Genomic DNA, 24,329 nt, shown 5'->3' on the forward strand with positions numbered 1-24,329 from the left:
TCTTAATTCTCCATTCTCAATTATACGGAATATGAGAAGCATGCGGATCTTCTTCCGGGTACTGTAGCAGCCTTTCCAGCCGCTCTTCCAGCTCCGGGGTGATCACGTGCTCAATGGTTTCCGCATCCTCATGCACATGATCCGGAGCAATCCTCAAATACTTTGTCAAATACAGCTCCCAAAGCCTGTGTAGCCGGACCACGCGCTTTCCCTTTTGGAAGCCTTCTGTAGTAAGTGACCAGTTTCCATTTTTCCGTTGGATGAAGCCTTGATTCGAAAGCCTGGTCAGACCTTTTTTTAGTTGAGCAGGGGAGAAGCGTCTGATTTCCCTGATCTCTTCATCGCTTCTGGCGGATTTATAATCTTCACTTAGCTCACCCAGCTTATAAAAGCTTTTCAGCAGGTTTTCTTCCAGTAGCTGGTTTTGTATTTTTCGCTGTTTGATCAGCCTGATCAGGATGCCCTTGCCCGGGGCAACAAAAAAAGAAAAGACAGCAATAACCGAAATTACCATAACGATCCAGGGGCCTGTGGGCATCGCAGGGGCAGTATAGGAGATGAAAGCGCCGGCAATCCCCGAGAAGGCTCCAAAGATCGAGGAGAGAAGAAGCATCACTGAAAGACGGTCGGTCCAAAACCTCGCAGCAGCAGCAGGGGTAATCAGCATAGCAGCCATCAGTACCACTCCTACGGCCTGTATACCCGTAACAACAGCCATTACAGTGATAGAGGTGAGGAGCAGGTCGATCCGTTTGATAGGTATACCGATAGCTTTAGCAAATTCCGGATCAAAGGACACCAGCTTAAACTCCTTGTAAAAGAAGAATACAACGACTAAAATGATCACAGCAATCAGGCTAAAAGCCAGTAGGTCTTTTCCTATAAGAGCTGCAGCCTTACCGAAGAGAAAGGAATCCAGTCCGGTCTGCGCAGAATTTCCCGAGTGCTGAATGACAGTAAGCAGAAGTATCCCAATCCCAAAAAATACGCTCAACGCTAACCCTGTAGCTGTATCTTCCTTGATCTTGGAATGCATAATGATGTAATCCATAACTATAATGGATAACCAGCCGGTAAAAAACGCTCCGATTATAAGCAGGAAAGGGTCTTTGGTACCACTGACAATGAATGACAGGCAGATGCCGGGAAGTACCGCATGAGAAATTACGTCACCAAGTAATGCTTTCTTTTTCAAAAAGGTAAAGCAACCTACTATGGCTGAGCTTATGGATAGCAGTATTGATCCCAGGACGACGTACCGTACATTGGGATTTTGAAATGAAAAAAACTCGATCAAAGTATCCATCACGTTTCTCTTGTTGGATATTCACCTTTTTTCATCAATTCACCTACTTCCGTTAAAAGCGTAAGCTTACCACCATAGGTTTCTTCCAGCAACTGCTGATTGAAAACTTCATCTGTGGGACCTGAAGCTACCAGACGGAGGTTCAGCATGATCACCCAGTCAAAATAAGTAGAAACCGACTGCAGGTCGTGATGCACGACTACCACCGTCTTACCTTCCTGAGCAATCTTTTTGAGCAGTTGGATAATGGCTTTCTCAGTTGCTGCATCCACACCGGCAAATGGTTCATCCATAAAATAGATATCCGCCTGCTGTGTCAGAGCACGAGCGATGAAAACTCTTTGTTGCTGGCCGCCGGAAAGCTGAGATATCTGGCGGTTTTTATATTTCTCCATGCCTACTTGGCTTAGTGCAAAAAGAGCGGCTTCTACATCTGCTTTCCTTGGGCGTCTCAGTAAGCCCAGCTTTCCATACCGGCCCATTAAAACCACGTCCAGCACTGATGCCGGAAAGTCCCAATCTACCGACTCCCGCTGAGGTACGTAGCTCACCTGTCCGCGAACTTCGTCCAGTTCCTTATCAAAGATCTTTGTATAACCGGAGCTCAAAGGCACCAGGCCCATAATGGACTTAATGAGTGTGGATTTGCCAGCGCCATTCGGTCCCACTATCCCGGTAATAGCCCCCCGGGGAATGCTGAGGTCAATACCCCAGAGAACAGGCTTCTTATCATAGCTGACCGTAAGGTCGTGTATTTCCAAAGCAGGGTTATCTACTTGCTTAATTGCTTCCATCTTGAATTATTTCAAAGCCTCTACAATCGTATCTACATTCTTTTTCACCATACCTACATACGTACCTTCAAAGGTTCCGAATGGTCCCATGGCATCTGAATACAGTTTACCTCCAATGACCAGATCATGTCCCTTTCCCCGGCAGCCTGTAACCACTGCTTTCACTGCCCGGTCTGATACGGAGGTTTCAACAAAAATGGCTTTCACTTTATTGGCAATAATCAGGTTTGTGATTTCTGAAATATCCTTCAATCCGAAATCGGAAACCGTAGAGATTCCTTGAATACCCACTACCCGAATGCCATATGCCTGACCAAAGTACCGGAAAGCATCGTGGGCCGTTACGAGGATGCGTTGATTTTCAGGGATCTCCTGAATTCGCTTGATGGCATACTGGTGAAGTGTATCCAGTGTTTTCAGATACCTGGCCGTATTCTTCTGGTAATATGATGCGTTTGCCGAATCTTCCCGTTGTAAAGCTTTCGAGATTTCTGTCACAGCACTTTTCCAAAGACTCACATCAAACCAAATATGTGGGTCTGGAGCATTTTCATACTGGACGGAAGTCAGTATCTTTTCGCGAGGCACGGATTTAGCAGCTGCATAGACCGGTTTTTGTCGGCCCAGTTTTTCCAGAATTTCACCCATTTTACCTTCGAGCAAGAGGCCATTGTAAATGATGACATCTGCCCGGTTGAGCTTACTCAGATCTCCCTGCGTTGCTTTATAAAGATGCGGGTCTACGCCCGGGCCCATAAGCGCTTCGGCATTTATTGAATCACCCCCGATGTTGATCACGGCATCATAGAGCATACCCGTGGTGGTAACTACACGCATCTTCTTATAGCCTTGTCCCGATCGGTTCTGGCATCCCCATAATAATACCAGAATTCCCATTAAGAAAATTAGTTTTCTCATTTCTTCGCCAACATTATATTTTTAGAAATTTCGCCTGAGATGTAGACTTCATTATCCCCGTCGACCTCCACCAAAACAGAATTATCAAACGCCACTCTGTCCTTGACTTTCAGACGCGAGCCCAGCCGCATTTTGATCCGGTCCAGGTGCCTGAGTAATGAGGGATCGCCATCCGGAACCTTTACCACAATCCCTTCGTCATCCAGTTCAAAATCAGCCAAAGGGAGTTGTGGACTTATGGTGATTTCTCCATCCTCATTTGGGATGGGATCACCGTGAGGATCCATCGTAGGAAAACCCAAAAACTTATCCAGTCGCTTGATGAGGAGAGGGGACTTGATGTGCTCAAGTTGCTCGGCTACATCATGTACTTCATCCCAGTTAAAGCCTAACTTTTCTACCAAAAAGACCTCCCAAAGCCGGTGTTTTCGAATGACTTCCAGGGCGATTTTTTTACCTTGTTTAGATACTTGCACCCCGTGATATTTTTGATAAACGACCACACCTTTCTTAGCCAGTTTTCGAATCATGTCACTGACCGAAGCAGGTTTTGTTGCTATGTCTTCAGCAATAGCATTGGTAGAAACTTCTATTTCTCCACCTTCAGATAAATGATAGATGGATTTGAGATAATTTTCTTCTGTGAGGCTAAGCTTCATAACTTTTCAAAGTTAAAAAATAGTTTAGATATATCTAAAAATATTTTTAATGTTAGATTTTTTATAATGTATAAATAATTGTTAATCAGATTTTTAATACTATCTATTTTAATTAAAAATTGATTTATTTTAGCACTGAATTAAACCTGCCTTTTGTTGACGGCTAAAAGTTTGAGTGGAAATATTTCTTTCTTTTTTATGATATTACTTCCTTATTTGTTTGTTTTCATTTTTGAAAAATCAACCAAGAATTGTAAAAAAAACCGCCGGCGGAATTCATTTCTCATAAGAGCTATTAGTTTTGTCCGGTCAATTGTTTAACACCAAGTTTATGGAATTAAAAAACCTGATAGAGTCGGCCTGGGAAGACCGGTCGTTGATAAATGAAAAGGAAATATCTGTTGCTATCAAAACACTCATTGATGATTTGGATATTGGCAAACGACGTATTGCTGAACCAACCAAAGATGGATGGATAGTAAATGAATGGATCAAAAAAGCAGTGATTCTGTATTTCCCACTGATGAAGATGCAGCTTATCGAAGTAGGTCCTTTTCAGTTTCACGACAAGATAAAGCTTAAGTCAGGATACGACCAGCTTGGAGTGCGTGTAGTACCTCATGCCATTGCGAGGTATGGAGCTTATATTAGTTCTAATACCGTATTGATGCCGTCATATGTAAACATAGGAGCATATGTGGATGAAGGTACCATGGTAGATACCTGGGCTACGGTAGGAAGCTGTGCTCAGATTGGCAAGAATGTTCACCTGAGTGGTGGGGTAGGAATCGGCGGAGTTTTGGAACCGGTACAGGCCGCTCCCGTTATTATTGAAGACAATGCCTTCATTGGTTCCCGGTGTATTGTGGTAGAGGGAATCAGAGTGGGCAGGGAGGCTGTGCTTGGCGCCAATGTGGTGCTGACAGCCAGCTCCAAGATCATTGATGTAACCGGTGACGAACCAAAGGAATATAAAGGGTACATCCCGGAACGATCCGTGGTGATCCCAGGAACCATCCCGAAGGAGTTTCCTGCGGGAGTATACCAGGTGCCATGTGCATTGATCATTGGAAAGCGAAAAGAAAGTACTGATAAAAAAACTTCCCTTAACGAAGCACTCCGTGAAAACAGCGTCTCCGTTTAAGACAATAAATGGATTGGCACATATGTTGTGATAGGATGAGGGATGGATTGGAAAAGCATATGATGTATATATTATTTTATCTAGCTTCGTTTACCGGGCTTTCTCAACCGGAGCCGGTAGAGAAGGCTACTTACCGAACGCATAACTTCAGGCGTGGTGAGCAGCTTGATTTTAAGCTTAGCTATGGCTGGTTTACGGTAGGCAAAGCTGAAGTTAACATTGACGGACGGTTTCATGAGTATGAAAATGAGCCTTGCTATAAGGTGGACATCAAAGGGTCTACAGCGGGCCTGGTGGGTGTTTTTACCAATGTCAACGACTCCTGGGGCGCCTATGTGACGCGGAATGAATTAAAGCCACTGCATGCATACAGGGACATTCAGGAAGGAAGACATATTCGGGTAGAGCGAACCTACTTTGATCATGCTAAAGGTAAGGTGGAGGTACTGAGGTACGATCCAAGAAAAGAAAACCACACCAAGCCTCCGAAGGTTTATGATACTCCGGAGGGTGTAAAGGATCTTATGAGCGCTTACCTGTATTTGCGGAATATCGATTTTTCCAATTACCAAATTGGGGATACTATTACCATAGATACCTTTTATGAGGATGAGCTTTATCATTTCAAATTGTTGCTGGATAAGCAGGAGATGTTTGAATCGAAGGTGGGGAATATCTGGGCGTATAAATTGTATCTGCTGATTCCACCGAGTGATCTTTTCCCTGAAGAAAAAGGTATTGTGGCATGGGTTTCTGCTGATTCCAACCATCTGCCTTTACGTATTGAGGCTGAAATGTTCTTTGGGCGTGCTTATTGTGATTTGATTTCATACAGAAATCTAAAGTACGGTCCGGATTATCAGTAGTCATGGCCTATATTTGCGAGCTCAACAAAATAATATGCGGTACATTCTATTTTTACTTCCTTTATTAATTTGTAGCTGCGGCGGAAGTGAAGTTCCCAGGGGAGATCGGCTCTTTAATGATAAAAAGTATAAAGAGGCGATAGAAGCCTACAATGATGTACTGGAAACAGACCCTTCAAACATTAGCTCCCTCTACAATCGAGGTAGATCTTATGAGGAGCTAAGACAGTTTGATAAAGCTGAACAGGATTTTCTGAAGATTATTGAGCTAGATGAGAAAAATGTAAGTGCCTTATTAAGCTTGTCTAAGGTTTATTATCAGAGAGAAGCCTACAATAAAGCAGTAGTCTTTGCTGATAGAGCACTTGAGATCAATGAAAACTCTGCCCGGGGACACTTTTGGGTAGCCAGAGCCAAGCATCAGCTGGGATACCTGGAGAGTGCTTTAGAATCTTACTCGCTCGCGATAAACATAGATCGCGATTACGGAGAAGCTTATCTATATCGGGGAGCTTTAAAGATCTTTAAGAAACAAACCCGGTCAGCTTGTGCGGATATTCAAAAAGCTGTAAACCTTGAAGTGCCTGAATCAAAGGCCATTCAAAAGAAATACTGCAAGTAAAACCTGTTTAGAAAATTGGACCAACTGCTTCCCTTCTTTTCCAAGATAGATACGCCATTTTACTTTTATGATCTGGGCCTGTTGAGAAAAACACTCGATGAGATCCGGTCAGCTAACAAATATGGCTACCACATACACTATGCGCTAAAAGCTAATAACAATCCCCGTATTCTGGATTTTATCAGAGATGCAGGAATGGGTGTAGATTGTGTCAGTGGAAATGAAATTAAGATAGGCATTGAGAATGGCTTTAAGCCGGAGCACATTGTATTGGCAGGTGTTGGGAAAATGGATCGTGAGATCGAGTACGCAATCGATCAAAACATTTTTTCCTTCAATGTAGAGTCTCTTCAGGAGCTGGAAGTCATACATGAGATCGCTAAAAAGAAAGGGAAGACTCCAAATGTTTCTATGCGCATCAATCCCGCAATTGATGCCGGTACCCATCATTATATCACTACAGGCGCTAAAGAAAACAAGTTTGGCGTATCAGGTGAGGACCTCCTGGAGTCCATTGAATGGATAAAGTCCCTTGAAAACATACATTTCATCGGGCTTCATTATCACATAGGTTCACAGATCATGGATCTGACCAAGTTCAAAAACCTCTGCAAAAGAGTCAATCGGCTTCAGCAGCAACTTTTAGATAAAGGGGTGGAGCTTCCGCACCTCAATGTAGGTGGTGGTTTGGGAATTGATTACGAAGACCCCGTAGGAAATCCTGTTCCGGACTTTAAGCAGTATTTTGATACGTTTCATGAAAATCTGGAGCTTTTGCCTGGTCAGGAAGTGCACTTTGAATTGGGAAGAGCAGTAGTAGGTCAATGCGGAAGCCTGATAGGCAGGGTACTTTATACCAAGGAAAGTGGCTCTAAAAAATTTGTGATTTTGGATGCCGGGATGACGGATCTAATGCGGCCGGCACTTTATCAAGCTCAACATAAGCTGATAAACATTTCTAAAATAGATCAGGAAGCGGCCAGCACATATGATGTCGTGGGGCCGGTTTGCGAGTCTTCTGATTCTTTTGGTAAGGACATTGTGCTTCCCAAAACGGAGCGGGGAGATATCTTTGCGATCAGGTCTGCCGGAGCTTATGGCGAAACGATGAAAAACAGCTATAACGCAAGAGATCTGGCGGCGCCTTACTATTCAGATGACTTAAGTCATTAAAAAACCCATAATCAGGTAACCGATCAATGCCAGTCCGCCTGTGACCAGCGCATAAGGAAGCTGTGTTCGTACATGATCGATATGATCAGTGCCGGATGCCATGGAAGCGATGAGTGTGGTGTCTGAAATGGGCGAGCAATGATCTCCGAAAACTCCACCTCCCAGTACCGCTGCCACCACCAGGTAGAGGTTTAAGTCCGTGGCCTGAGCCAGCGGTACAGCTATGGATATCATAATGGCGAAGGTTCCCCAGGAGGTACCCGTGCTAAACGCTATAAAACAGCTGGTCAAAAAGACAATGGCGGGAACCAGCGCGGGAGAGAGCCAGGCCTCGGTCACAGAGGCTACATAAACCCCCGTACCCAGCTCGTTACATAAGTTACCTATAGCAAAAGCCAGCATCATCAGTGTCGCCATTGTCAGCATGTCTTTCATACCCTCCATCGATTGTTCTATAAATGACTTAAGGGACACGAGCTTTTTAATACCGAAATAGATGCCGGAAAAAACAACAGCCAGACTCACTGCATAAAGGACCGCTGCAGATCCTGATGCATTACCAATAGCTGTCCAAAGCTTGTGAGTAAATGTGCCAGCTACTTCTGAACTCCATCCGGTGTAGACCAGAAACAAGGGCATGGACCCAATCATGATCATTAATGGGATTAACATATATCTGGCACGATGCCCGGATTTACTTTCTGTTTCTACATCATTATCTTCCTCCTCTGCGGCTTCCAGCTCGAAGGTTCTCATAGGTCCGAAACTCTTGTTTGAAACAGCTAGGTAAAATACAAGGATAAGGGTTAGGATGGGGTAGAAGTTGAATGGAATAGAGTATAGCAGCGTCCTGAATGGTGATACGCCTTCATAGGCGGCCAGTAACCCAATGATGTAGGCTCCCCAGGCGTTTAGCGGAAATAGAATACAGGAGGGTGCTGAGCTGGAGTCAGCAAGGTAAGCCAGTTTTTCTTTAGGTATTTTAAAACGTTCAAAAAGGGATTGGAAAACAGTACCAACAGTCAGGATTGAGATGTTGGATTCGATAAAAATGAGAAAGCCAGTCAACCCCGCAGCTACCTGTAGCTTTGACCGTGGATTTTTACTTTTCACGACAAGCTTTCTGATATGCTCCACAAACCCCTGTATTCCACCGGAGTATTTTATGAGTTGTATAAGAGAGCCGATCAGCAGCGTAAAAAGAATGGTTCGTGTATTGCTGGCGCTTTTAAATACATCTACCAGAGCGTCCAGCATATTAAGGGTGCCGGAAAAGATGTTTCCACCTGTAATGATAATATAACCGATCAGCAGTCCCAGCAGTAATGAAACAATGACCTGTTTGGTTCGGATGGCTAATAAAATGGCAACAAGAGGAGGGATGATGGATAAGATTCCGAAGTTGTCTGAAGTCATGTGCTATTCAACAATCAGTGTTTCGTCCGGGTTACCGGAACCAGCGCGGTAAAGGTAAGTGTTGAAAAGTTGATTTACTGCTTTTTGTAATATTTCCTTGTCGTCATCTTTACGCGTATACTTATTTAAGTCTACACTGGCTTGCCATACCAGTTTTCGTGTTTTCTGATCGGTGATTTCTATCAGAAGTGCAGACTCCAGGTAGGTCCGGGTTCTGAAATATTGATTTGGGTAATAATAACCCCTGTAAGCAAAAGGGTCTCTTACCACATCTGTTTCAGTTCTTTGGTTGGAGATCAGCTCAAACCGGACAAGTAAATCAGGATCATTGGGGTCCACTGTGTAGTCTCGCCTTTCCATCTGACCTCCTATCAGGTTGCGGATAGTACCCATAATTTCTACCCCCTGAGGAGAGAGCCCTTCTGTATCAGACTTATAGTTTACTACCAAAAAAGTCTGATATATACCAAACCGGGCATCATCATTAACAAACTGGATGATTCGGGGTGAACACCCACTATATAATAAAGCAAAAATGACTACTGAAATGAATCTGATCATATGGTAAAAGTACGATCAAACTCTTAAACTAGTGCCTAATGGCACAAATAATCAATAGAAACAACAAGGTGACATCTAACTATTTGCGACACATTTTAAATGTAGTTTAATTCTGTAACTTAAACACTAGTTTAGCGCAAGCTCTGACTCTCTGACAGCATTGAGTGAATACAGGATCTTATCAATGATTTTTTCGGAGGTTTCAGAAAACTCATAGAGAATGTCAAATCGATCTCTGTTGGCGCTGATAGAAAGCAGTAGATCATATTCACGCATCGTACCTCTTTGGTAGATGTCCAAATCGGGGTTATACCAAATAAACTCCATACAATTTAAAAAGGCTGCCGATTGCTCGACGGTGGAACCAAAATATTCTTTACTATTATTAAATACTGAAATATGGGATTAGGTAACCATTTATTAATGGAAATATTTAAATTTTTTCTTATTAAAATATAATTTCATCATATATATGGTCATCATGCAACTCCCATCGCTCATCAATCAAAGAGGAATCTCTCACAATATCCCCCGTATTGGTGTCTATTGATACTATGGGGAGATATCCAAGGTGTTTCCAGGTGTTGTTATCAATTTTTGCATTGAACTTGATTGTTTCGCCCACCTGGCCGGTGTTATCCGGGTAGATCATCTTTATGGTTTCTTTATAAATGTCGTCATCGTATGTGTATTCACCAGACCCCGCAGCATAGATCTCATCACCATCTATGTCATAGTAGATCCACGTAAAATGTGTTGGTGTGAGTAGCTTCATGTACCCAATAAAGTCAGGGTAATGGGTGTATTTTGCATCCAGACTATCTCGGTAAGAGATAAGGTCCCATGTTCCCACAAGCGCTTTGTTTTCGTTGGATGGTGAGGTTGTTTTGACCCACTTTTCTTCTATTTTGTTTGAATCTATAACCTCAAGTTTCCCGGTTTCCATGTTGACTTCCATTACTTTGGAATACCCCTTATGATACCAAGTTCTGCCTTTTAGATCAAAATGAAATGGGATAGATTGCCCCAGTTCACTACTGCCTGGTGGATAGAAAAACTGGATGTTTTCAATGTATTTGCCGTCTTTTATAACATAAGTACCACCTCCCATGCCAAGTAGTTGGCTGCTTTTGGTATCGTACTTAAACCAGACAAAATGATCCGGGGACAGGTGCTTCTGGTATAGGATAGAATCTCCGTAAGTGGTCCATTGAGTGGCATTATTGGAGCCGGGGATATATTCTGTCAGATTCCATGATCCTTCAAGGCTTTTGAGATCCTCTTCTTGACTTTGTTCGCATTTCCAGAAAGCGAAAATTAATACCAGAACTAGCAGGTTTTTGGGGTTCAGTAGTTTCATGGGTTAATTGTTGGGTTGACGCTCTAATAAGTTAAAATATTATTCGATAAAATCCAATAATTACCAAACATAACATCGGTGAAATTTAACCCTAATATCAGCCGGAGTATGGGTATTTTTCTTAACTTCATTGTTGGGAATTTGTGTTATAAAACTGTGCCGGGCTTTTTTGCTACATTGCTGATCTTGCTGCCCTTATTAAGTGGACAGCCGTCCATTGAAACACACATAACAGGTGTTTATCAGGGGAAGACCCTCTTTATTCAGAATCCTTTTGATCCTGTCAGTAAGGCTTTCTGCATTCAGTCTGTCTATGTCAATGGAAGGAAAATGGGAGGTAGGAGTCAATTGAGCGCCATCAAGCTTGATTTTGAAGGGATAGACATGTACACTCCTGTTTCGATCAAAATCATACAAAAAGACAGCTGTAACCCAATAGTGATCAACCCGGATGCAATCTTCTTTCATAGCACATTTTCTTTTCGGGAACTGGTACTGAGTGATACCTCTTTAGTGTGGAGAACTGTGGGAGACAAAGGAGGCGGCTCATATTTAGTAGAAAAGTATCAGGGAGGGCTCTGGCTGGAAGAGGACACTGTAGAGTCTAAGGGGAAGTTTGAAGGGGCTGAGTACGTGTATTATCCGGATTTTGAAGAGGGAGCCAATAAGTACCGGATAAAATATATTTTCCCGAATGGAAATTACCTGTACTCATATGAGTTGGACCTGCACTTTTATCCGGACCCTGTAACCTTTACACCTAAAGCCACCAGTACTTTTTTGAACCTCTCTCGTCCGGCCTCATATGATATTTATGATGCAGGAGGCGAGCTGGTTATGAACGGAAAAGGCAGTCAGGTTGATGTTTCCGGCCTGCCAAAAGGAGATTATGTTATCTACTTTGATGGTAAGGATCCGACTTTATTTACCAGGAAATAATTTTACAGTACCGAGATACCAAAGAACCGGTTAAGAACTGTGAGTAAAAAGATGATACCAAGAACTACCGGACACAGGTAACTGATCGCAAAATCAATATATTTCTCTACCAGGGAGCCCTTAAACCCAGGGTTTCCTTCTTCAATTTCAGCGTTGAGGTTGCCCTTTTTCCAAACATATGCAGCAAAAATTGAAATCAGCAATCCGCCTAATGGTAAGAGTGTGTCACTACCAATATGCTCCACAAAGGACATAAAGGTAGTAGGCGTTTCATCTCCCAGGTACGTGATAAAGTTGGTAAGGAACGTGGAATCACCATTGGAAACGAGCGACGGTACTCCTAAAAGGAAAATAAACATTGCTACAAACCAAACCGCATAGCTTCGTTTAACTTTAAGCTCGTCTACGGCATAAGTTACCGGAACTTCAAGTAGGGAAATAGTGGAGGTCAATGCAGCAAAAGAGAGCAAAAGGAAAAAGAACGCTCCAACGACACGCCCCAGTACAGGACCGAAAGATTCAAATACGCCGGGAAGCGTGGCGAAGATCAGACCCGGACCTCCGGCAACATCCATTTGACCATTAGTAAGGTACGCTACAAACGGGAACATCATCAGGCCGGCAAGAAAGGCAATTCCTGCATCCGCAATGGTGATCATGGCAGCTGAGCTGACAATGTTGTCCTGCTTGGACACATAACTACCGTACGTAATAAGTGCTCCCATTCCCAATGACAAAGAGAAGAAAGCCTGACCAAGGGCATTATAGACTACATCGAGAGTAATCTCAGAAAATTCCGGAACAAGGTAAAACGAGACGCCTTTGAAGGCATTGGGCAATGTTAATGAATAGATCACCAGAAGCACCATCATTCCAACCAGGGTCGGCATAAGGATTTTGGAGGCTCTTTCGATACCTCCGGAAATGCCCTTGGATACCACATAAGCCGTAGCCAGCATAAAAACCACTCCATAGGAACCTACCCGCCCTATGTTCTGGGTGTATTCACTAAACTGAGCTCCAATCTCAAAATTACCAATGGCCATCTGGATAAAGTAGCCAAATGCCCAGCCGGCCACCACGTTGTAAAACGAAAGGATCAATACTCCGGCTAGAATGCCCATTTTCCCCAGAAACTTCCATTTAGGAAATCCGAGGGATTCATAAGCGCCAACGGGATTTTTCTGCGTCTTACGGCCAATTGCTATTTCCGTCACCATGACCGGAAAGCAAAGAATAAAACAGAAAATGAGATACATGATAACAAAGGCAGCGCCACCTCCGCCGGCTACCTCGAAAGGGAATTTCCAGATATTTCCTAATCCTACTGCTGATCCTGCAGCTGCTAAAATAAAGCCGGCTTTACTTGAGAAAGAACCTCTGTTACTCATGTTTTTTGATTAAAAGACGTTGTTTATTTATTCCCTCGTGAGATTATTTGGGTTAAAAACGTCAAATATAGCAAAAGATGCAAAGTACCTGCTTATTCTCACCTATTTGATTTTATATGCACTGTTCTTAAGAGGGAATATCAAGATCTTCCTCATCAATGGGCACTTCATAGGGGTAGCTGAAAAGGTGATTCTCTTTGATTGAGTCTGCTACTTTGTTGGGGACAAATTTTTCCCACCCCACTTCTCCTCGCTGGATCATCTCCAACACTTCGTCTGAGATAATATGCAGGTGCTCTGTCTTGGCATTTTTGATGTCTTCAATCTTGTCATTGTCCAGGAGGTACTGAAACAGATTTTTGAGGTGAGGAGCCGGCTGGAAGGTATCCAAAGTCCTTAACTCCTGAGTCCCCGGCTTAAAAGTGGGGTACACATAAAGCTTTACATTGCTGCCAAAAAGCCTGCTGAAGGATTCGAGGATTCCACCATTAAGGTTTTCGTAATATTTCTCGTCAAAGATGCTTTTCAGGTTGTAATAGCCGAGGACTACACCCAGCTTCTTTTGCTTGGTAAACTTGGCCAGGTAGGAGGTCAGCTTATAGTGTTCCTGGTAGTTAGAAATCACCACATTTTGCCCGAGAGAGCAAAGCAGGTCCACCCGATCCAGGAAGTCTGTTTCGTCTACTTCACCTTCAAGTGTCAGGTCATTAAGGGTGAGTTCTACCAGCGGCACAATATTTTTTATATTCACATCTTCCTCTTTACGATAGGTCCTCATGCCGGCAATCATCATATCCACATTGACATGGGTGACCGGGCGAAAGCGTCCTCTGAGCACGAAGATGTTTTTCTTGTAAAGTGCAGCTGATGGTTGCAATACATTTCCTTTCGGGTCAAACATGGCAGCATGAGTTAATCCGTTTTTTACCAGCTTGAGGCTCATCAGCCGGTTGTCTACATGATGAAAGTCCGGTCCGGTGATACGAAACATGTCAATCTCTACGCGACTGTGGTGAATGTTATCGATGAGTGAATTTACAATGTCTTCCGGCTCAGTCTTATTAAAGCAAGCATGGATCAGGTTGACACCTACCATCCCCAGAACCTGCTGCTGCCATAGGGGATCATTGTCTTTCAAAAGGACATGGATCACACAGTCATTTGGGTCGGAGTTGGGGTGTTTCTGAAATCGCAGGCCGATCCAGCCATGACCTTCGTTGGTTCTGTTGAAGTTGATGATCTCTACGGTGTTAGCAAAAGCAAAGAAGTGTGATCGTTTGGCCCGGTGTGTGAGTCGCTGGGAGAGGAGGGAGTACTCCCGGTTGAGCATGCTCATGAGTTTTTCTTCGCAGACATATCGCTCACTTTTGCCATAAATAGCATCACTGAATGTCATGTCATAGGCAGACATGGTTTTAGCTATCGTGCCGGATGCAGCTCCGGCTTTAAAAAACCACTCTGCAACCTCCTGTCCACCTCCGATTTCAGCTATCGTACCGTAAATTCTGTCATCCAAATTCAGGGAGAGGGATTTTTCTTTTGTGGTGAGCTTTTTAAACGTTTCCATAAGGAAATTTTTGACCTTTCGATGGTTAAAATTATCAGATAAGGTGATCAATTAAAACGATTTATTCCCTTAACATCAAAAAAAGAAATTGTGTTGCCAAATTCCTGACAATCGTCAGGGACTATTAAAAATGATAAAAAACCCCGATCCTAAGGGAACCGGGGTTTTCAGATTGTCTCTGCGGTGAAACAACATTTAACTGTAAAGTGTATAAGGAAATTTGTTATCAGTAACCATCTTGCCGGCAATGGCTCTCCTCAGGGTTTTGGTGTTTACCGGATTCATTTTGGTAAACCGCTTCATACCCATGAGCATTACTTTGAGCTCATCTCCTTCAGTAAAGCAGGCAACAGCTTCATCTCCTTCATTTTTAATCTTCTGCACAGCATCATGCAGATAAAGTCTGGCCATGTCTACGTATAGCTTGCTTCCCTCTTCGCCATATCGTCTGATCAGTTTTTCGGTCCGGAGAATAGCTGATTCCGCTGCATAGATCTCGATGAGCATGTCTGCAATGTGCATCAGGATCTCCTGCTCATCATTGAGTTTGGGACCGAATGTTTCAGCTGCTTTTCCCGCCACCATCAGGGCTGCTTTCTTCAGCTTTTTCAGCACATCCTTTTCTTCAGCCATCGGTAAGCTCAAATCCGGCGTTTCAAAAGAAGGAACGGAAGTCAGTTCTTTAGATACTGCCATGGCAGGCCCGAGAAGATCGACTTCCCCTTTCATGGCTTTTTTGAGCATCATCCCTACCAGCAGCATACGGTTGATCTCGTTGGTGCCTTCATAAATACGGGTAATACGGGCATCTCTATAGGCTCTGGCCATGGGTGCCTCTTCTGAGAAGCCCATACCTCCATAGATCTGTACTCCTTCATCTACACAGTAATCCAGGGACTCAGACCCATGAATTTTGATGATGGCACATTCTATCGCGAATTGCTCCAGGGCTTTTAGCTTGGCCTGGCTTGGGTCCATACCTTCAGCCGCCAGGGAATCAATCCGGTCTTCTATGTTTTGTCCGGCACGGTAGGAGGCTGACTCGGTGGCATAGGTTTTGGCGGCCATGTTCGCCAGCTTGGTTTGGATGGCGCCAAAGCTGGAGATAGATACACCAAATTGTTTGCGTTCATTGGCGTAGTTGGTGGATTGGGTAGCGATGGACTTGCAGCCATTGATCACTCCGCAGCCTAGCTTGATCCGGCCTACATTCAGCACATTTACTGCTATTTTAAAACCGTTTTCACGCTCAGAAAGCATGTTTTCTACAGGGACTTTGCAGTCATTGAAAAAGACCTGGCGGGTAGACGAACCTTTGATCCCGAGCTTTCTCTCCTCATCATTCATGGTGATTCCGCCAAAATCCTTTTCTACAATAAATGCCGTAAGGTTTTTATCATCTTCTATTTTGGCAAACACAATGAACAGGTCAGCGAATCCCGCATTGGAGATCCACATCTTTTGTCCATTGATCAGGTAGTGTTTGCCGTCCTGGGTTAATGTTGCTTTGGTTTTCCCCGAGTTGGCATCAGAACCAGCGTCCGGCTCAGTGAGGCAGTAACATGCTTTCCATTCACCAGATGCCAGCCTGGGTAAGTATTTCTTTTTTTGTTCTTCAGTACCGTAGTATAGGATAGGAAGCGTACCTATGCCGGTATGGGCGCCATAAGCTGTGGAGAAAGATCCTGATGAAGCAATAATATCTGCCATCAGCATGCTGGTGTTGAAGCTCATACCCAGCCCCCCGTACTCCTCCGGTACAGCTACACCCAGCAATCCCAGCTCGCCGGCTTTTTCCATAATGGAAGGCATTAATCCTTCTTCCATACCGTCTATCCGCTCGATATTGGGAAAAATCTCTTTATCAATAAAATCCTGAGTGGCTGCTGCCATCATCTTTTGCTCTTCGGAAAATTCTTCCGGAATAAAAATTTCGTCTGCTTCGGTTTCTCTGACGATGTACTCACCGCCTTTTATCGCTGATTTTTGTGCAACTGCTTCCATGATGAATTAATATGGTTTACTTCTATAATTTTGTTATGCATGCATACTATCTCAAATATATAAAAAAATGTTATGCATGCATAATAAATTGAAATTAATTAACGAGTAAGGGCTTAAACAGGTTTCTGAGGATGAAAAAAGAGGTGATTTCCATTCGTCAGAGCTATTCTACAATTCATCATAAAAGCCTGACAGCTGAGTTTAACTGATTTTATAATGCAGAGATACCTGATCAGTTTTGGCTTGTCATTAAAAGTCAAAGACAAGTGATCCGATTCTTTCAATGCTACCTCTACCTCTTTTTGAGTCTGACTGCATCAGCACAACATGTATTGTCGGGGAAAGTGACTAGTGAAGCCGGTGAATCCCTGGTTGGTGCCAATGTATATCTGCAGGACACTTATGATGGAGCCACAACGGATGTGGACGGTCGTTTCAGCTTTGATACCTATGAAACGGGGGATCATCAGCTGGTTATTTCGTTTGTGGGCTTTGAAACCATAAAAAAGGACATTACAATTACAGGTGATCTAACCTTTGCTGTGGAACTGAAGGAAGCCTTTAACAGCATGGATGCTGTTTCGATCTCTGCGGGATCATTTGAGGCCAGCGATAAGAAGAAGGTAGTGGTACTACAAAGTCTGGACATTGCTACTACTGCGGGTGCAACTGCAGATATTACCGGAGCTTTGAATACGCTGCCAGGGACACAGACTGTGGGAGAATCCGGACGTCTTTTTGTCCGGGGTGGGACTGCCGGGGAAACGAAGATATACATTGATGGGGCAGAAGCAGCCAATTATTATGGTGCTTCTACTGGAAACATCCCCACGAGAAGCCGGTTTTCACCTTTTCTTTTTAAAGGTACTTTTTTCAGTACCGGCGGCTATTCTGCAGAATATGGTCAGGCGCTATCCTCTGCACTGATCCTGAATACCCTTGATCCCGAACCACTCAACCAGATAGACATTTCACTGATGTCCGTAGGTCTGGATGCTTCCATTACCAGAGGTACCGAAGATGAGTCCTTTTACGCCAGGTTGGGTTATCTCAATTTAAACCCCTATACCGGATTGGTAGATCAGCGGGTAAACTGGATCAATGGTAGTACTGCCTGGGATGGAATATTAACCTACAAAAAGCGATTCGAGGGTGGAGCTAAGCTCAAGACACTTGCTATGGGTAACTTTTCAGAATTTGCCCTGGAGCAGGAAACCATACTTCATCCCCGGGGCTATGATGCCATTTCCATGGATAATGGTAATGTGTTTGGAACAGCGAATCTGGAAATGCCTGTCGGGGAAACAGATTATGCATATGTGGGAGTCTCCGGCAACTGGAACAGAAACGACATGGAGATCAATGCTACCCAGGTGGCTGAGCCTACTTTCAATCATCATTTTAAAACAAAATATGTTCATGAAATCAGTAAAAAGTCTGTTCTGAATAGTGGCGCGGAGGTTTTTTACGAGAAATATAATGTATCTATTTCTGACACCATTGATCAATTTATGCTGGACTATCACACTGCGACTGCAGCGGTATATTCTGAGCTCGATCAATACATCACAGAGGAGTGGATGTTTAGGGCGGGAGCGAGGCTTTCGCATGTTGGCTTACTGGGAGAGACAAAAATTTCCCCTCGTTTTTCTATGGCTCATAAGCTCAGTGATTTTGAGCAGCTCTCTTTTGCGTCTGGTCTTTTTTATCAAAAGCCTGAGGCTGATTACCTCAGGGTAAATGATCAGTTGGAGCAGGAACGGGCCACTCATTACATTCTAAACTATCAGCGAATAAAGAGCGGAAAGGTGTTTCGTATTGAGACTTACTACAAGGATTATGACCAGCTGGTGACCTATCAGGATCTTTATGACCAGTCGACATTTGATAATGAAGGTCATGGATATGCTTACGGTCTGGATGTGTTTTGGAGGGATCGGGGAGGAATTAAAAACCTGGACTACTGGGTGTCATATTCCTGGATGAAAAGTGAGCGGCTATTCAGGGATTATCCGGAAAAATCAGCTCCCGGCTTCAGCAGCGCTCATAACTTCTCCCTGGTGGTAAAAAGATGGTTTTCAGATATTAAAACCCAGATGGGAGCCACTTATTCATTTACCTCAGGCAGACCTTATGAAAACCCAAACCTGGATGGATTCAATGAAAGCCGCACCAAAGGATACCATGATCTAAGCTTTAATGCTGCTTACCTACCTACAGCTAATGTGATCATCTATTTCTCAGCTACTAACCTGCTGGGGCTTGATCAGGTATTTGGGTATAAATACAGTCAGTCACCTAATGAGTCCGGGCAATACATATCAGAAGCAGTTCGGCTTCCGGCAAAGCGATTTGTCTTCCTGGGGTGCTTTATCACGATAGGCGCCTTTAACAAGCAGCTTGAAAATCTTTAATTTCCATTTAAACCATAATTATTATGAAAAACCTGTTATCAATCACATTACTATGCTTTTCTCTGATGGCTTTTGGTCAGGAGGTCTCAAGCTTAAAACTGGTGATCAAAAACTTTGATCAGGATGAGGGAAAAGTTAGAGCTGGCTTATTCAATGCAGCTGATCTATGGCTGAAAAAGTCTTTTGCGGAAGCTGATACAGTCATTTACAGTAAGGAAGAAGTTGTCCTGGTGTTTGATTCCATTCCAGCGGGAGATTATGCGATCTCCATTTACCAGGATTTAGACAATGACGGAGATCTGGATACCAACGCGATCGGAATTCCCACAGAACCTTACGCCTTTTCTAACAACGCCAAAGGGATGTTTGGTCCGGCTAAGTTTGAAGATGCTGTTTTTGCGATAAGCGCAGATGAAACGATTCATACTATCCATTTAAACTAAAAGATCATGCGTAAACTTATCGTAACTATACTTTGCTGCAGTGTTTTTGGTCTTTTCGCACAAAATGCTGCTTTTGATCGGGCTATCTTAAAAGGTAAGCAAATGGTCAGGGATGCTGAAGGAGAGGCAGGGTTTCAGGAAGCTGCCAATTATTTCGAACGAATAGGCAATAAGGAAAAAGGTGAATGGCTACCAATTTATTATCAGGCTCAATGCCTGGCCTTCCAGGCAAGTAATGACTCGATTGCTGACCAAAAAGAACAACGTCTGAACAATGCCCTGGAGCTGATCAGCAAAGCCAAAAAAATCAATAAGCATGCTGAGTTGATAGCCCTGGAAGGCTTTGTGCAGATGCTGAGGCTTACTGTGGATCCGGCCACCAGAGGTCAGACACTCTCACCTAAGATCTTCGGTTTGTTTAATCAGGCGCTGGATATGGATCCGGAGAATCCCAGAGCGATGCTTTTTCTTGGTCAGATGCATTACGGAACGGCTCAATTCTTTGGTAGCGGATTTGAAGAAGCATGTGGTTATCTTCAAAAGGCTTATGATATCTTTGAGACGCAGCAGGATGAGGACACCATTTATCCGACCTGGGGTAAAGGGACAGCACAGGCTTCTCTAAAAAATTGTAATCAGTAATTTATAGCCAGTGAAAAAAATTGCCAGGACTGTAAGGAGAGAGTTCATTGAGATATTGATCATTAGCATGGTGGGGGTGCTTTTTAATGTGGTGCTCTACCCAGTTAATCCGTACAACATAACTGCCTCCATACTTGTCTGGCTTTCTTTGAGTAAAGGTAACGGCTATATAGTGGATCTCATAGATTTAAAAATAAGCTGGGTGGAAAGGCCAATTCTACGGGTGACAGTGGGTATGGTAGCCATGATGACATACACAGTCCTGGCTTTTGCCACTGTCATGGTCAGCCTCAATTGGTTTTTTGCAGATAAGGATCCATGGGTGACCTTGAGTCGTATAGAGCCGGGTGATTTTACAGTGGCTATTTTGATCACCCTGATCATCACCATGTTTTTCCACGGTAGAGCCTTTTACCTGAACTGGAAAAAAGCTTTGCTTCGAGAAGAAAAACTGAAAAGCGAAAGCCTTAAGTCCAGGTATGAGTCGTTAAAGAACCAGGTTAATCCGCACTTTCTTTTTAACTCTCTCAATGTGCTGAGCAGTCTGGTCTATGATGATCAGAAAAAAGCAGTGGCATTTATCCGCAAAATGTCTGATGTCTACCGCTATGTATTGGAAAAAAAGGATGAAGAGCTCGTTTCGCTTGCCGAGGAACTGGAATTTGTAAATAGCTATGTTTACCTGCAAAAAATCCGGTTTGGTGAAAATTTTGGATTGGTAACCAATCATTCGGGGAGCCAAGGATATGTTCCGCCACTGGCGATTCAGCTACTCATTGAAAATGCTATCAAACACAACATTGTGTCAGAGGCCAGGCCGCTCAAAGTTGAGCTCACTGTCACCGAAAATGAGGTGATCATTACCAATAATATTCAGGAGAAGCGAACGAAGGACTCTACGGGTATCGGCTTAAGTAATTTGCTGGCCCGTTACAATCACCTTACTGATAAAGAGGTGAAGATCATGAATGACCAAAAGACCTTTACCGTAAAACTTCCCATACTACATCTGAAAAAATGAGATACATTATACTGGAAGACGAAAAACTTGCTTCAAACCGCCTCAAGGAACTGGTGGCCGAGATCCGCCCGGACTATAAATGCATTTTGACCATGGACTCTGTGGAGTCAGCGGTTGTATCTCTTCCTGCTATAAAAGTGGATCTTCTGTTTATGGACATTCAGCTGGCTGATGGGCTTTCATTTGACATATTAGATCAGGTAAAACTGGAAACGCCCATTATTTTTACTACGGCATATGATGAATATGCTATAAAGGCATTTAAATCCAACAGTATCGATTACCTGCTGAAACCAATTGATACGGAAGAGCTTATGGGAGCCATAGAAAAGTTTGAAAAGCAGAACACTTCCAATGAGCTGGAAGTTGAAGCGCTGATGAGGTCGCTTCAACCCCAAGGAAAAGAGCGGTTTGTAGTAAAGGTCGGCGAACACCTGAGGACCGTTGAGACCAAAAACATACAGCTTATCTATAGCCGGGATAAAGCGACGTATCTCCTTGATGGGGTGGGCAAAAAATACCTTATTGACTATTCACTGGATAAGGTTGAGGAGCTTATTGATCCCGGACAATTTTTCAGGATAAGCAGAAAGTTTCTGGTGAATATCAGCTATATCACCGATATGATAGCGTTCACAAACTCCAGGCTGGAGGTGCGGCTGAACCATTACGATGAAGAACAGATTATAGTTGCCAGAGAGCGGGTAGCGGATTTTAAAGCATGGCTGGACCGTTGATTATAGCAATGCTATTTCTATTTTTTTATGCTCAACGTAGCAACTGGTTAACCCCTGTGATGCGTATGTATTTCCATTCTTTTAGTAAATAATATGTACATTTACAGTTCATTTAATTCAACTACATGTCCTTAGGCAATCCAGCGTTTACCCCCATTAAATTCAATAATCAGCTAAATTCTGATTTTTCAAAGCTTCTGAATAAACGGATCAACGAATATTTCAAAACAAAAAAATCCGGAAGGTACGCAAATGGAGAAATGGTTTTTAAAACCGTTTTCATGATGCTCTTATACATCGTTCCTTTTGTAGTAGCTGTTTCTTTACCAGTAGGATCTTTGGGAGTCTACTGCCTTTTTATGGTTGTTATGGGATTAGGAAAATCCGGCATAGGACTTTCGGTGATGCATGACGCAAATCATGGCGCTTATTCCAGGAAGAAACTGACCAACTCATTAGTTGGCTATTCTCTCAATGTGATCGGGGGAAATGTGATTAACTGGAAGATCCAGCATAATGTGAAGCATCATACCTACACCAATATCCATGGACATGATGAAGATATTTCACCCAAAGGCGGACTCATCAGGCTTTCTCCTCACTCAGAATTAAAGGGACATCACAAGTACCAGTTCATTTACGCATGGTTTGTGTATGGTTTAATGACTTTCTACTGGATTGTAGTGAAAGATATTATACAACTGGCTAACTACACCAAAGATGGTATGCTGAAAAAGCAGATGCAGGTCAACAAGGCGTGGGTAGTCCTGATTGTTACCAAGCTGGTGTATTTCAGCTATATTTTAGTACTTCCCACAGTGGTTACACCCCTTGCTTTCTGGGAGGTGTTTATTGGGTTTTTCGTCATGCATTATGTAGCAGGATTTATTCTTGCGGTGGTATTTCAGCCCGCACACGTACTGGAGGAAAATGAATTTCCCATGCCTAGTGAAGAAGGCAATATAGAAAGTAACTGGACCGTACATCAGCTGCTCACTACCAGTAATTTTGCTCAGAACAATCGACTCTTATCCTGGTTTGTGGGAGGGTTAAATTACCAGGTAGAGCATCACTTGTTTCCGAATGTGTGTCATGTGCATTATCGTAAAATCTCTGAGATCGTAAAGAAAACAGCCACAGAGTTTAACATTCCTTACAAGTCTTATCCCTCTTTTCGGTCAGCCATGCTGTATCATGGCAGGATGCTTTATTATTTGGGGCGAGTAAAGACTGTAGAAGCCATTCCAGCCTGATTTAGCTCCCTTTTGCTTACCATATGATCACCCGGTAAAGTAAAGTCGTACACCTTTCGTCTACCAGGTAAATAAAAAAGTCAATAATCACCAGCCTAACTTCGCTGCTGGTTAACTAAAAACTTTTTATTTACTATGGAAAATTTACCGTCTCCTTTGGAGCTATTGATTGACCCTGTGTCATTAGCAGTCATCATGATGTATATAGGGCTGTATCTTTGGGAAACATTCTTCCCACGAAACAGGCATCTTCCTGCGATCAGGTACGCAACTTTACGGGGTATTATAGCCTTTGTGGTGTTTTTTTACCTCAGCTCGTATTTGCCAATATTTACAGATGGATATCTGGCAAGTTACCAGCTTGTAGACTTATCCTCTTTAAATACAGGTGTGCAAATACTTATCGGGTTGCTGTTTTATCAGCTTTTACTCTATGTGTGGCACCGTAGTATGCATCATTCCGATACTTTGTGGAGGGTATTCCATCAGATGCATCATAGTTCTGAACGCATAGACATACCAAGCACTTTCTATTTCAGCCCGATGGATATGATCGGTTTTACTTTACTGGGCAGTCTTTGTTTTGCCCTGGTTATGGGATTATCTCCACAGGCGATTACCATTGTAATTCTTGTGCTCAATTTTCTAAGCATTTTTCAGCATGCCAATATTAAGACTCCATCATGGGTAGGGTATTTCATTCAGCGACCGGAGCAGCATTCCGTTCATCATTCGAGGGGCGTTCATAAGTATAATTATTCGGATTTTCCCATTTATGACTACCTCTTCGGAACGTTCAAAAACCCAAAGGATTACCAGGGAGCGACGGGCTTTTATGATGGAGGATCAGCGAAGGTTTCGGAAATGCTCTTATTTAAAGATGTGTCTGAGTCCGCAAAAGAAAAAGTAAACGCCTGGCAGTAAAGTTGGGGACTATACCAGCGTGGCATTCGGGGTGGCTGTAAAGTCTCCCCGAATTAATTTAGCCCGTCTCCGGGGATGGGGGCTAGCCCCGTTTACGTCATCCAAAGGCCATTTCACGAAAAATCGATCGTTTCAGTTTACCTGGTAGATTATTGCCCCGTTCTTCAAGGGTAAA

23 protein-coding genes are annotated in these 24,329 nt (G+C 43.3%); 12 read left to right on the forward strand and 11 right to left on the reverse strand.

The window, feature by feature from the left end:
• Window positions 1-16 precede the first annotated feature (16 nt).
• The 4 genes from AC3E9V_RS10795 to AC3E9V_RS10810 are packed head-to-tail and all read right to left on the reverse strand — an operon-like array spanning window position 17 to window position 3,677.
• The gene (locus tag AC3E9V_RS10795; protein ID WP_488753203.1) at window positions 17-1,306 is read right to left on the reverse strand and encodes a metal ABC transporter permease; all 1,290 of its coding nucleotides are present in this window, start codon (window positions 1,304-1,306) and stop codon (window positions 17-19) included.
• Window positions 1,306-2,100 carry a metal ABC transporter ATP-binding protein gene (locus AC3E9V_RS10800; protein WP_488753204.1) on the reverse strand — a complete coding sequence of 265 codons (795 nt, stop codon included), beginning with the start codon at window positions 2,098-2,100 and terminating at the stop codon, window positions 1,306-1,308. Before AC3E9V_RS10800 ends, AC3E9V_RS10795 begins: the two co-directional genes overlap by 1 nt.
• A gap of 6 nt (window positions 2,101-2,106) precedes the next feature.
• Window positions 2,107-3,018, reverse strand: a complete 912-nt coding sequence (locus tag AC3E9V_RS10805) for a metal ABC transporter solute-binding protein, Zn/Mn family (protein WP_488753205.1) — start codon at window positions 3,016-3,018, stop codon at window positions 2,107-2,109.
• Window positions 3,015-3,677 (reverse strand): metal-dependent transcriptional regulator, encoded by a 663-nt coding sequence (locus tag AC3E9V_RS10810; RefSeq protein WP_488753206.1) that lies wholly within the window; start codon window positions 3,675-3,677, stop codon window positions 3,015-3,017. Before AC3E9V_RS10810 ends, AC3E9V_RS10805 begins: the two co-directional genes overlap by 4 nt.
• A 331-nt stretch (window positions 3,678-4,008) precedes the next feature.
• Between AC3E9V_RS10810 and AC3E9V_RS10815 the strand changes: the two genes are divergently transcribed.
• From AC3E9V_RS10815 to lysA, 4 genes are read left to right on the forward strand one after another with little or no spacing between them, the layout of a single operon-like run.
• Window positions 4,009-4,821 (forward strand): 2,3,4,5-tetrahydropyridine-2,6-dicarboxylate N-succinyltransferase, encoded by an 813-nt coding sequence (locus AC3E9V_RS10815; RefSeq protein ID WP_488753207.1) that lies wholly within the window; start codon window positions 4,009-4,011, stop codon window positions 4,819-4,821.
• 59 nt (window positions 4,822-4,880) lie between these two features.
• The gene (locus AC3E9V_RS10820) at window positions 4,881-5,687 is read left to right on the forward strand and encodes a DUF3108 domain-containing protein (RefSeq protein WP_488753208.1); all 807 of its coding nucleotides are present in this window, start codon (window positions 4,881-4,883) and stop codon (window positions 5,685-5,687) included.
• A gap of 34 nt (window positions 5,688-5,721) precedes the next feature.
• Window positions 5,722-6,309, forward strand: a complete 588-nt coding sequence (locus tag AC3E9V_RS10825; RefSeq protein ID WP_488753209.1) for a tetratricopeptide repeat protein — start codon at window positions 5,722-5,724, stop codon at window positions 6,307-6,309.
• A gap of 15 nt (window positions 6,310-6,324) precedes the next feature.
• Window positions 6,325-7,482: a diaminopimelate decarboxylase gene (lysA, locus tag AC3E9V_RS10830; protein WP_488753210.1), complete on the forward strand. Its 1,158-nt coding sequence runs from the start codon at window positions 6,325-6,327 to the stop codon at window positions 7,480-7,482.
• Here the strand turns inward: lysA and AC3E9V_RS10835 are convergent.
• The 4 genes from AC3E9V_RS10835 to AC3E9V_RS10850 all read right to left on the reverse strand — a co-directional run bounded on the left by AC3E9V_RS10835 (window position 7,471) and on the right by AC3E9V_RS10850 (window position 10,819).
• Window positions 7,471-8,898, reverse strand: a complete 1,428-nt coding sequence (locus tag AC3E9V_RS10835) for a Na+/H+ antiporter NhaC family protein (RefSeq protein WP_488753211.1) — start codon at window positions 8,896-8,898, stop codon at window positions 7,471-7,473. The two genes, lysA and AC3E9V_RS10835, sit on opposite strands and share 12 nt — an antisense overlap.
• A gap of 3 nt (window positions 8,899-8,901) precedes the next feature.
• Window positions 8,902-9,459 (reverse strand): DUF4136 domain-containing protein, encoded by a 558-nt coding sequence (locus AC3E9V_RS10840; RefSeq protein ID WP_488753212.1) that lies wholly within the window; start codon window positions 9,457-9,459, stop codon window positions 8,902-8,904.
• A gap of 126 nt (window positions 9,460-9,585) precedes the next feature.
• Window positions 9,586-9,786, reverse strand: a complete 201-nt coding sequence (locus AC3E9V_RS10845) for a hypothetical protein (RefSeq protein ID WP_488753213.1) — start codon at window positions 9,784-9,786, stop codon at window positions 9,586-9,588.
• A 121-nt stretch (window positions 9,787-9,907) separates the two neighbouring features.
• Window positions 9,908-10,819, reverse strand: coding sequence for a hypothetical protein (locus AC3E9V_RS10850; protein WP_488753214.1), 912 nt, complete (start codon window positions 10,817-10,819; stop codon window positions 9,908-9,910).
• Between the two features lie 78 nt (window positions 10,820-10,897).
• Here AC3E9V_RS10850 and AC3E9V_RS10855 point away from each other — a divergent pair, with 78 nt between their 5' ends.
• Complete coding sequence (locus AC3E9V_RS10855; RefSeq protein WP_488753215.1) at window positions 10,898-11,758, forward strand: hypothetical protein; 861 nt, start codon at window positions 10,898-10,900, stop codon at window positions 11,756-11,758.
• A gap of 2 nt (window positions 11,759-11,760) precedes the next feature.
• On the opposite strand, the gene AC3E9V_RS10860 is transcribed toward AC3E9V_RS10855, so the two are convergent.
• The 3 genes from AC3E9V_RS10860 to AC3E9V_RS10870 all read right to left on the reverse strand — a co-directional run bounded on the left by AC3E9V_RS10860 (window position 11,761) and on the right by AC3E9V_RS10870 (window position 16,720).
• Window positions 11,761-13,149, reverse strand: a complete 1,389-nt coding sequence (locus AC3E9V_RS10860; protein ID WP_488753216.1) for a sodium-dependent transporter — start codon at window positions 13,147-13,149, stop codon at window positions 11,761-11,763.
• 127 nt (window positions 13,150-13,276) lie between these two features.
• Entirely contained in the window at window positions 13,277-14,716 is a 1,440-nt protein-coding gene (locus AC3E9V_RS10865) for a TonB-dependent receptor (RefSeq protein WP_488753217.1), read from the reverse strand.
• Window positions 14,717-14,911: 195 nt separating this feature from the next.
• Window positions 14,912-16,720: an acyl-CoA dehydrogenase FadE gene (locus AC3E9V_RS10870; protein ID WP_488753218.1), complete on the reverse strand. Its 1,809-nt coding sequence runs from the start codon at window positions 16,718-16,720 to the stop codon at window positions 14,912-14,914.
• Window positions 16,721-16,986: 266 nt separating this feature from the next.
• Between AC3E9V_RS10870 and AC3E9V_RS10875 the strand changes: the two genes are divergently transcribed.
• The 7 genes from AC3E9V_RS10875 (at window position 16,987) to AC3E9V_RS10905 (ending at window position 24,154) form a co-directional block, all read left to right on the forward strand.
• Complete coding sequence (locus AC3E9V_RS10875; protein ID WP_488753219.1) at window positions 16,987-19,134, forward strand: TonB-dependent receptor; 2,148 nt, start codon at window positions 16,987-16,989, stop codon at window positions 19,132-19,134.
• Between the two features lie 23 nt (window positions 19,135-19,157).
• Window positions 19,158-19,577: a DUF2141 domain-containing protein gene (locus AC3E9V_RS10880; RefSeq protein ID WP_488753220.1), complete on the forward strand. Its 420-nt coding sequence runs from the start codon at window positions 19,158-19,160 to the stop codon at window positions 19,575-19,577.
• A 6-nt stretch (window positions 19,578-19,583) separates the two neighbouring features.
• Window positions 19,584-20,219, forward strand: coding sequence for a hypothetical protein (locus tag AC3E9V_RS10885; RefSeq protein ID WP_488753221.1), 636 nt, complete (start codon window positions 19,584-19,586; stop codon window positions 20,217-20,219).
• A 10-nt stretch (window positions 20,220-20,229) separates the two neighbouring features.
• Window positions 20,230-21,240: a sensor histidine kinase gene (locus tag AC3E9V_RS10890; protein ID WP_488753222.1), complete on the forward strand. Its 1,011-nt coding sequence runs from the start codon at window positions 20,230-20,232 to the stop codon at window positions 21,238-21,240.
• Window positions 21,237-21,977 carry a LytR/AlgR family response regulator transcription factor gene (locus tag AC3E9V_RS10895; RefSeq protein WP_488753223.1) on the forward strand — a complete coding sequence of 247 codons (741 nt, stop codon included), beginning with the start codon at window positions 21,237-21,239 and terminating at the stop codon, window positions 21,975-21,977. Before AC3E9V_RS10890 ends, AC3E9V_RS10895 begins: the two co-directional genes overlap by 4 nt.
• 281 nt (window positions 21,978-22,258) lie before the next feature.
• Window positions 22,259-23,230, forward strand: a complete 972-nt coding sequence (locus AC3E9V_RS10900; RefSeq protein ID WP_488753224.1) for a fatty acid desaturase family protein — start codon at window positions 22,259-22,261, stop codon at window positions 23,228-23,230.
• A gap of 135 nt (window positions 23,231-23,365) precedes the next feature.
• Window positions 23,366-24,154, forward strand: a complete 789-nt coding sequence (locus AC3E9V_RS10905; protein ID WP_488753225.1) for a sterol desaturase family protein — start codon at window positions 23,366-23,368, stop codon at window positions 24,152-24,154.
• Window positions 24,155-24,329 lie beyond the last annotated feature (175 nt).

The organism is Marinoscillum sp. HNIBRBA16962, from assembly GCF_057801515.1.

Coding starts and splice junctions, on each gene's coding strand:
- AC3E9V_RS10795 (WP_488753203.1), bottom strand. CDS start 1,306: ATGGATACTTTGATCGAGTTTTTTTCATTTCAAAATCCCAATGTACGG.
- AC3E9V_RS10800 (WP_488753204.1), bottom strand. CDS start 2,100: ATGGAAGCAATTAAGCAAGTAGATAACCCTGCTTTGGAAATACACGAC.
- AC3E9V_RS10805 (WP_488753205.1), bottom strand. CDS start 3,018: ATGAGAAAACTAATTTTCTTAATGGGAATTCTGGTATTATTATGGGGA.
- AC3E9V_RS10810 (WP_488753206.1), bottom strand. CDS start 3,677: ATGAAGCTTAGCCTCACAGAAGAAAATTATCTCAAATCCATCTATCAT.
- AC3E9V_RS10815 (WP_488753207.1), top strand. CDS start 4,009: ATGGAATTAAAAAACCTGATAGAGTCGGCCTGGGAAGACCGGTCGTTG.
- AC3E9V_RS10820 (WP_488753208.1), top strand. CDS start 4,881: ATGATGTATATATTATTTTATCTAGCTTCGTTTACCGGGCTTTCTCAA.
- AC3E9V_RS10825 (WP_488753209.1), top strand. CDS start 5,722: ATGCGGTACATTCTATTTTTACTTCCTTTATTAATTTGTAGCTGCGGC.
- AC3E9V_RS10835 (WP_488753211.1), bottom strand. CDS start 8,898: ATGACTTCAGACAACTTCGGAATCTTATCCATCATCCCTCCTCTTGTT.
- AC3E9V_RS10840 (WP_488753212.1), bottom strand. CDS start 9,459: ATGATCAGATTCATTTCAGTAGTCATTTTTGCTTTATTATATAGTGGG.
- AC3E9V_RS10845 (WP_488753213.1), bottom strand. CDS start 9,786: ATGGAGTTTATTTGGTATAACCCCGATTTGGACATCTACCAAAGAGGT.
- AC3E9V_RS10850 (WP_488753214.1), bottom strand. CDS start 10,819: ATGAAACTACTGAACCCCAAAAACCTGCTAGTTCTGGTATTAATTTTC.
- AC3E9V_RS10860 (WP_488753216.1), bottom strand. CDS start 13,149: ATGAGTAACAGAGGTTCTTTCTCAAGTAAAGCCGGCTTTATTTTAGCA.
- AC3E9V_RS10865 (WP_488753217.1), bottom strand. CDS start 14,716: ATGGAAACGTTTAAAAAGCTCACCACAAAAGAAAAATCCCTCTCCCTG.
- AC3E9V_RS10870 (WP_488753218.1), bottom strand. CDS start 16,720: ATGGAAGCAGTTGCACAAAAATCAGCGATAAAAGGCGGTGAGTACATC.
- AC3E9V_RS10880 (WP_488753220.1), top strand. CDS start 19,158: ATGAAAAACCTGTTATCAATCACATTACTATGCTTTTCTCTGATGGCT.
- AC3E9V_RS10885 (WP_488753221.1), top strand. CDS start 19,584: ATGCGTAAACTTATCGTAACTATACTTTGCTGCAGTGTTTTTGGTCTT.
- AC3E9V_RS10895 (WP_488753223.1), top strand. CDS start 21,237: ATGAGATACATTATACTGGAAGACGAAAAACTTGCTTCAAACCGCCTC.
- AC3E9V_RS10900 (WP_488753224.1), top strand. CDS start 22,259: ATGATGCTCTTATACATCGTTCCTTTTGTAGTAGCTGTTTCTTTACCA.
- AC3E9V_RS10905 (WP_488753225.1), top strand. CDS start 23,366: ATGGAAAATTTACCGTCTCCTTTGGAGCTATTGATTGACCCTGTGTCA.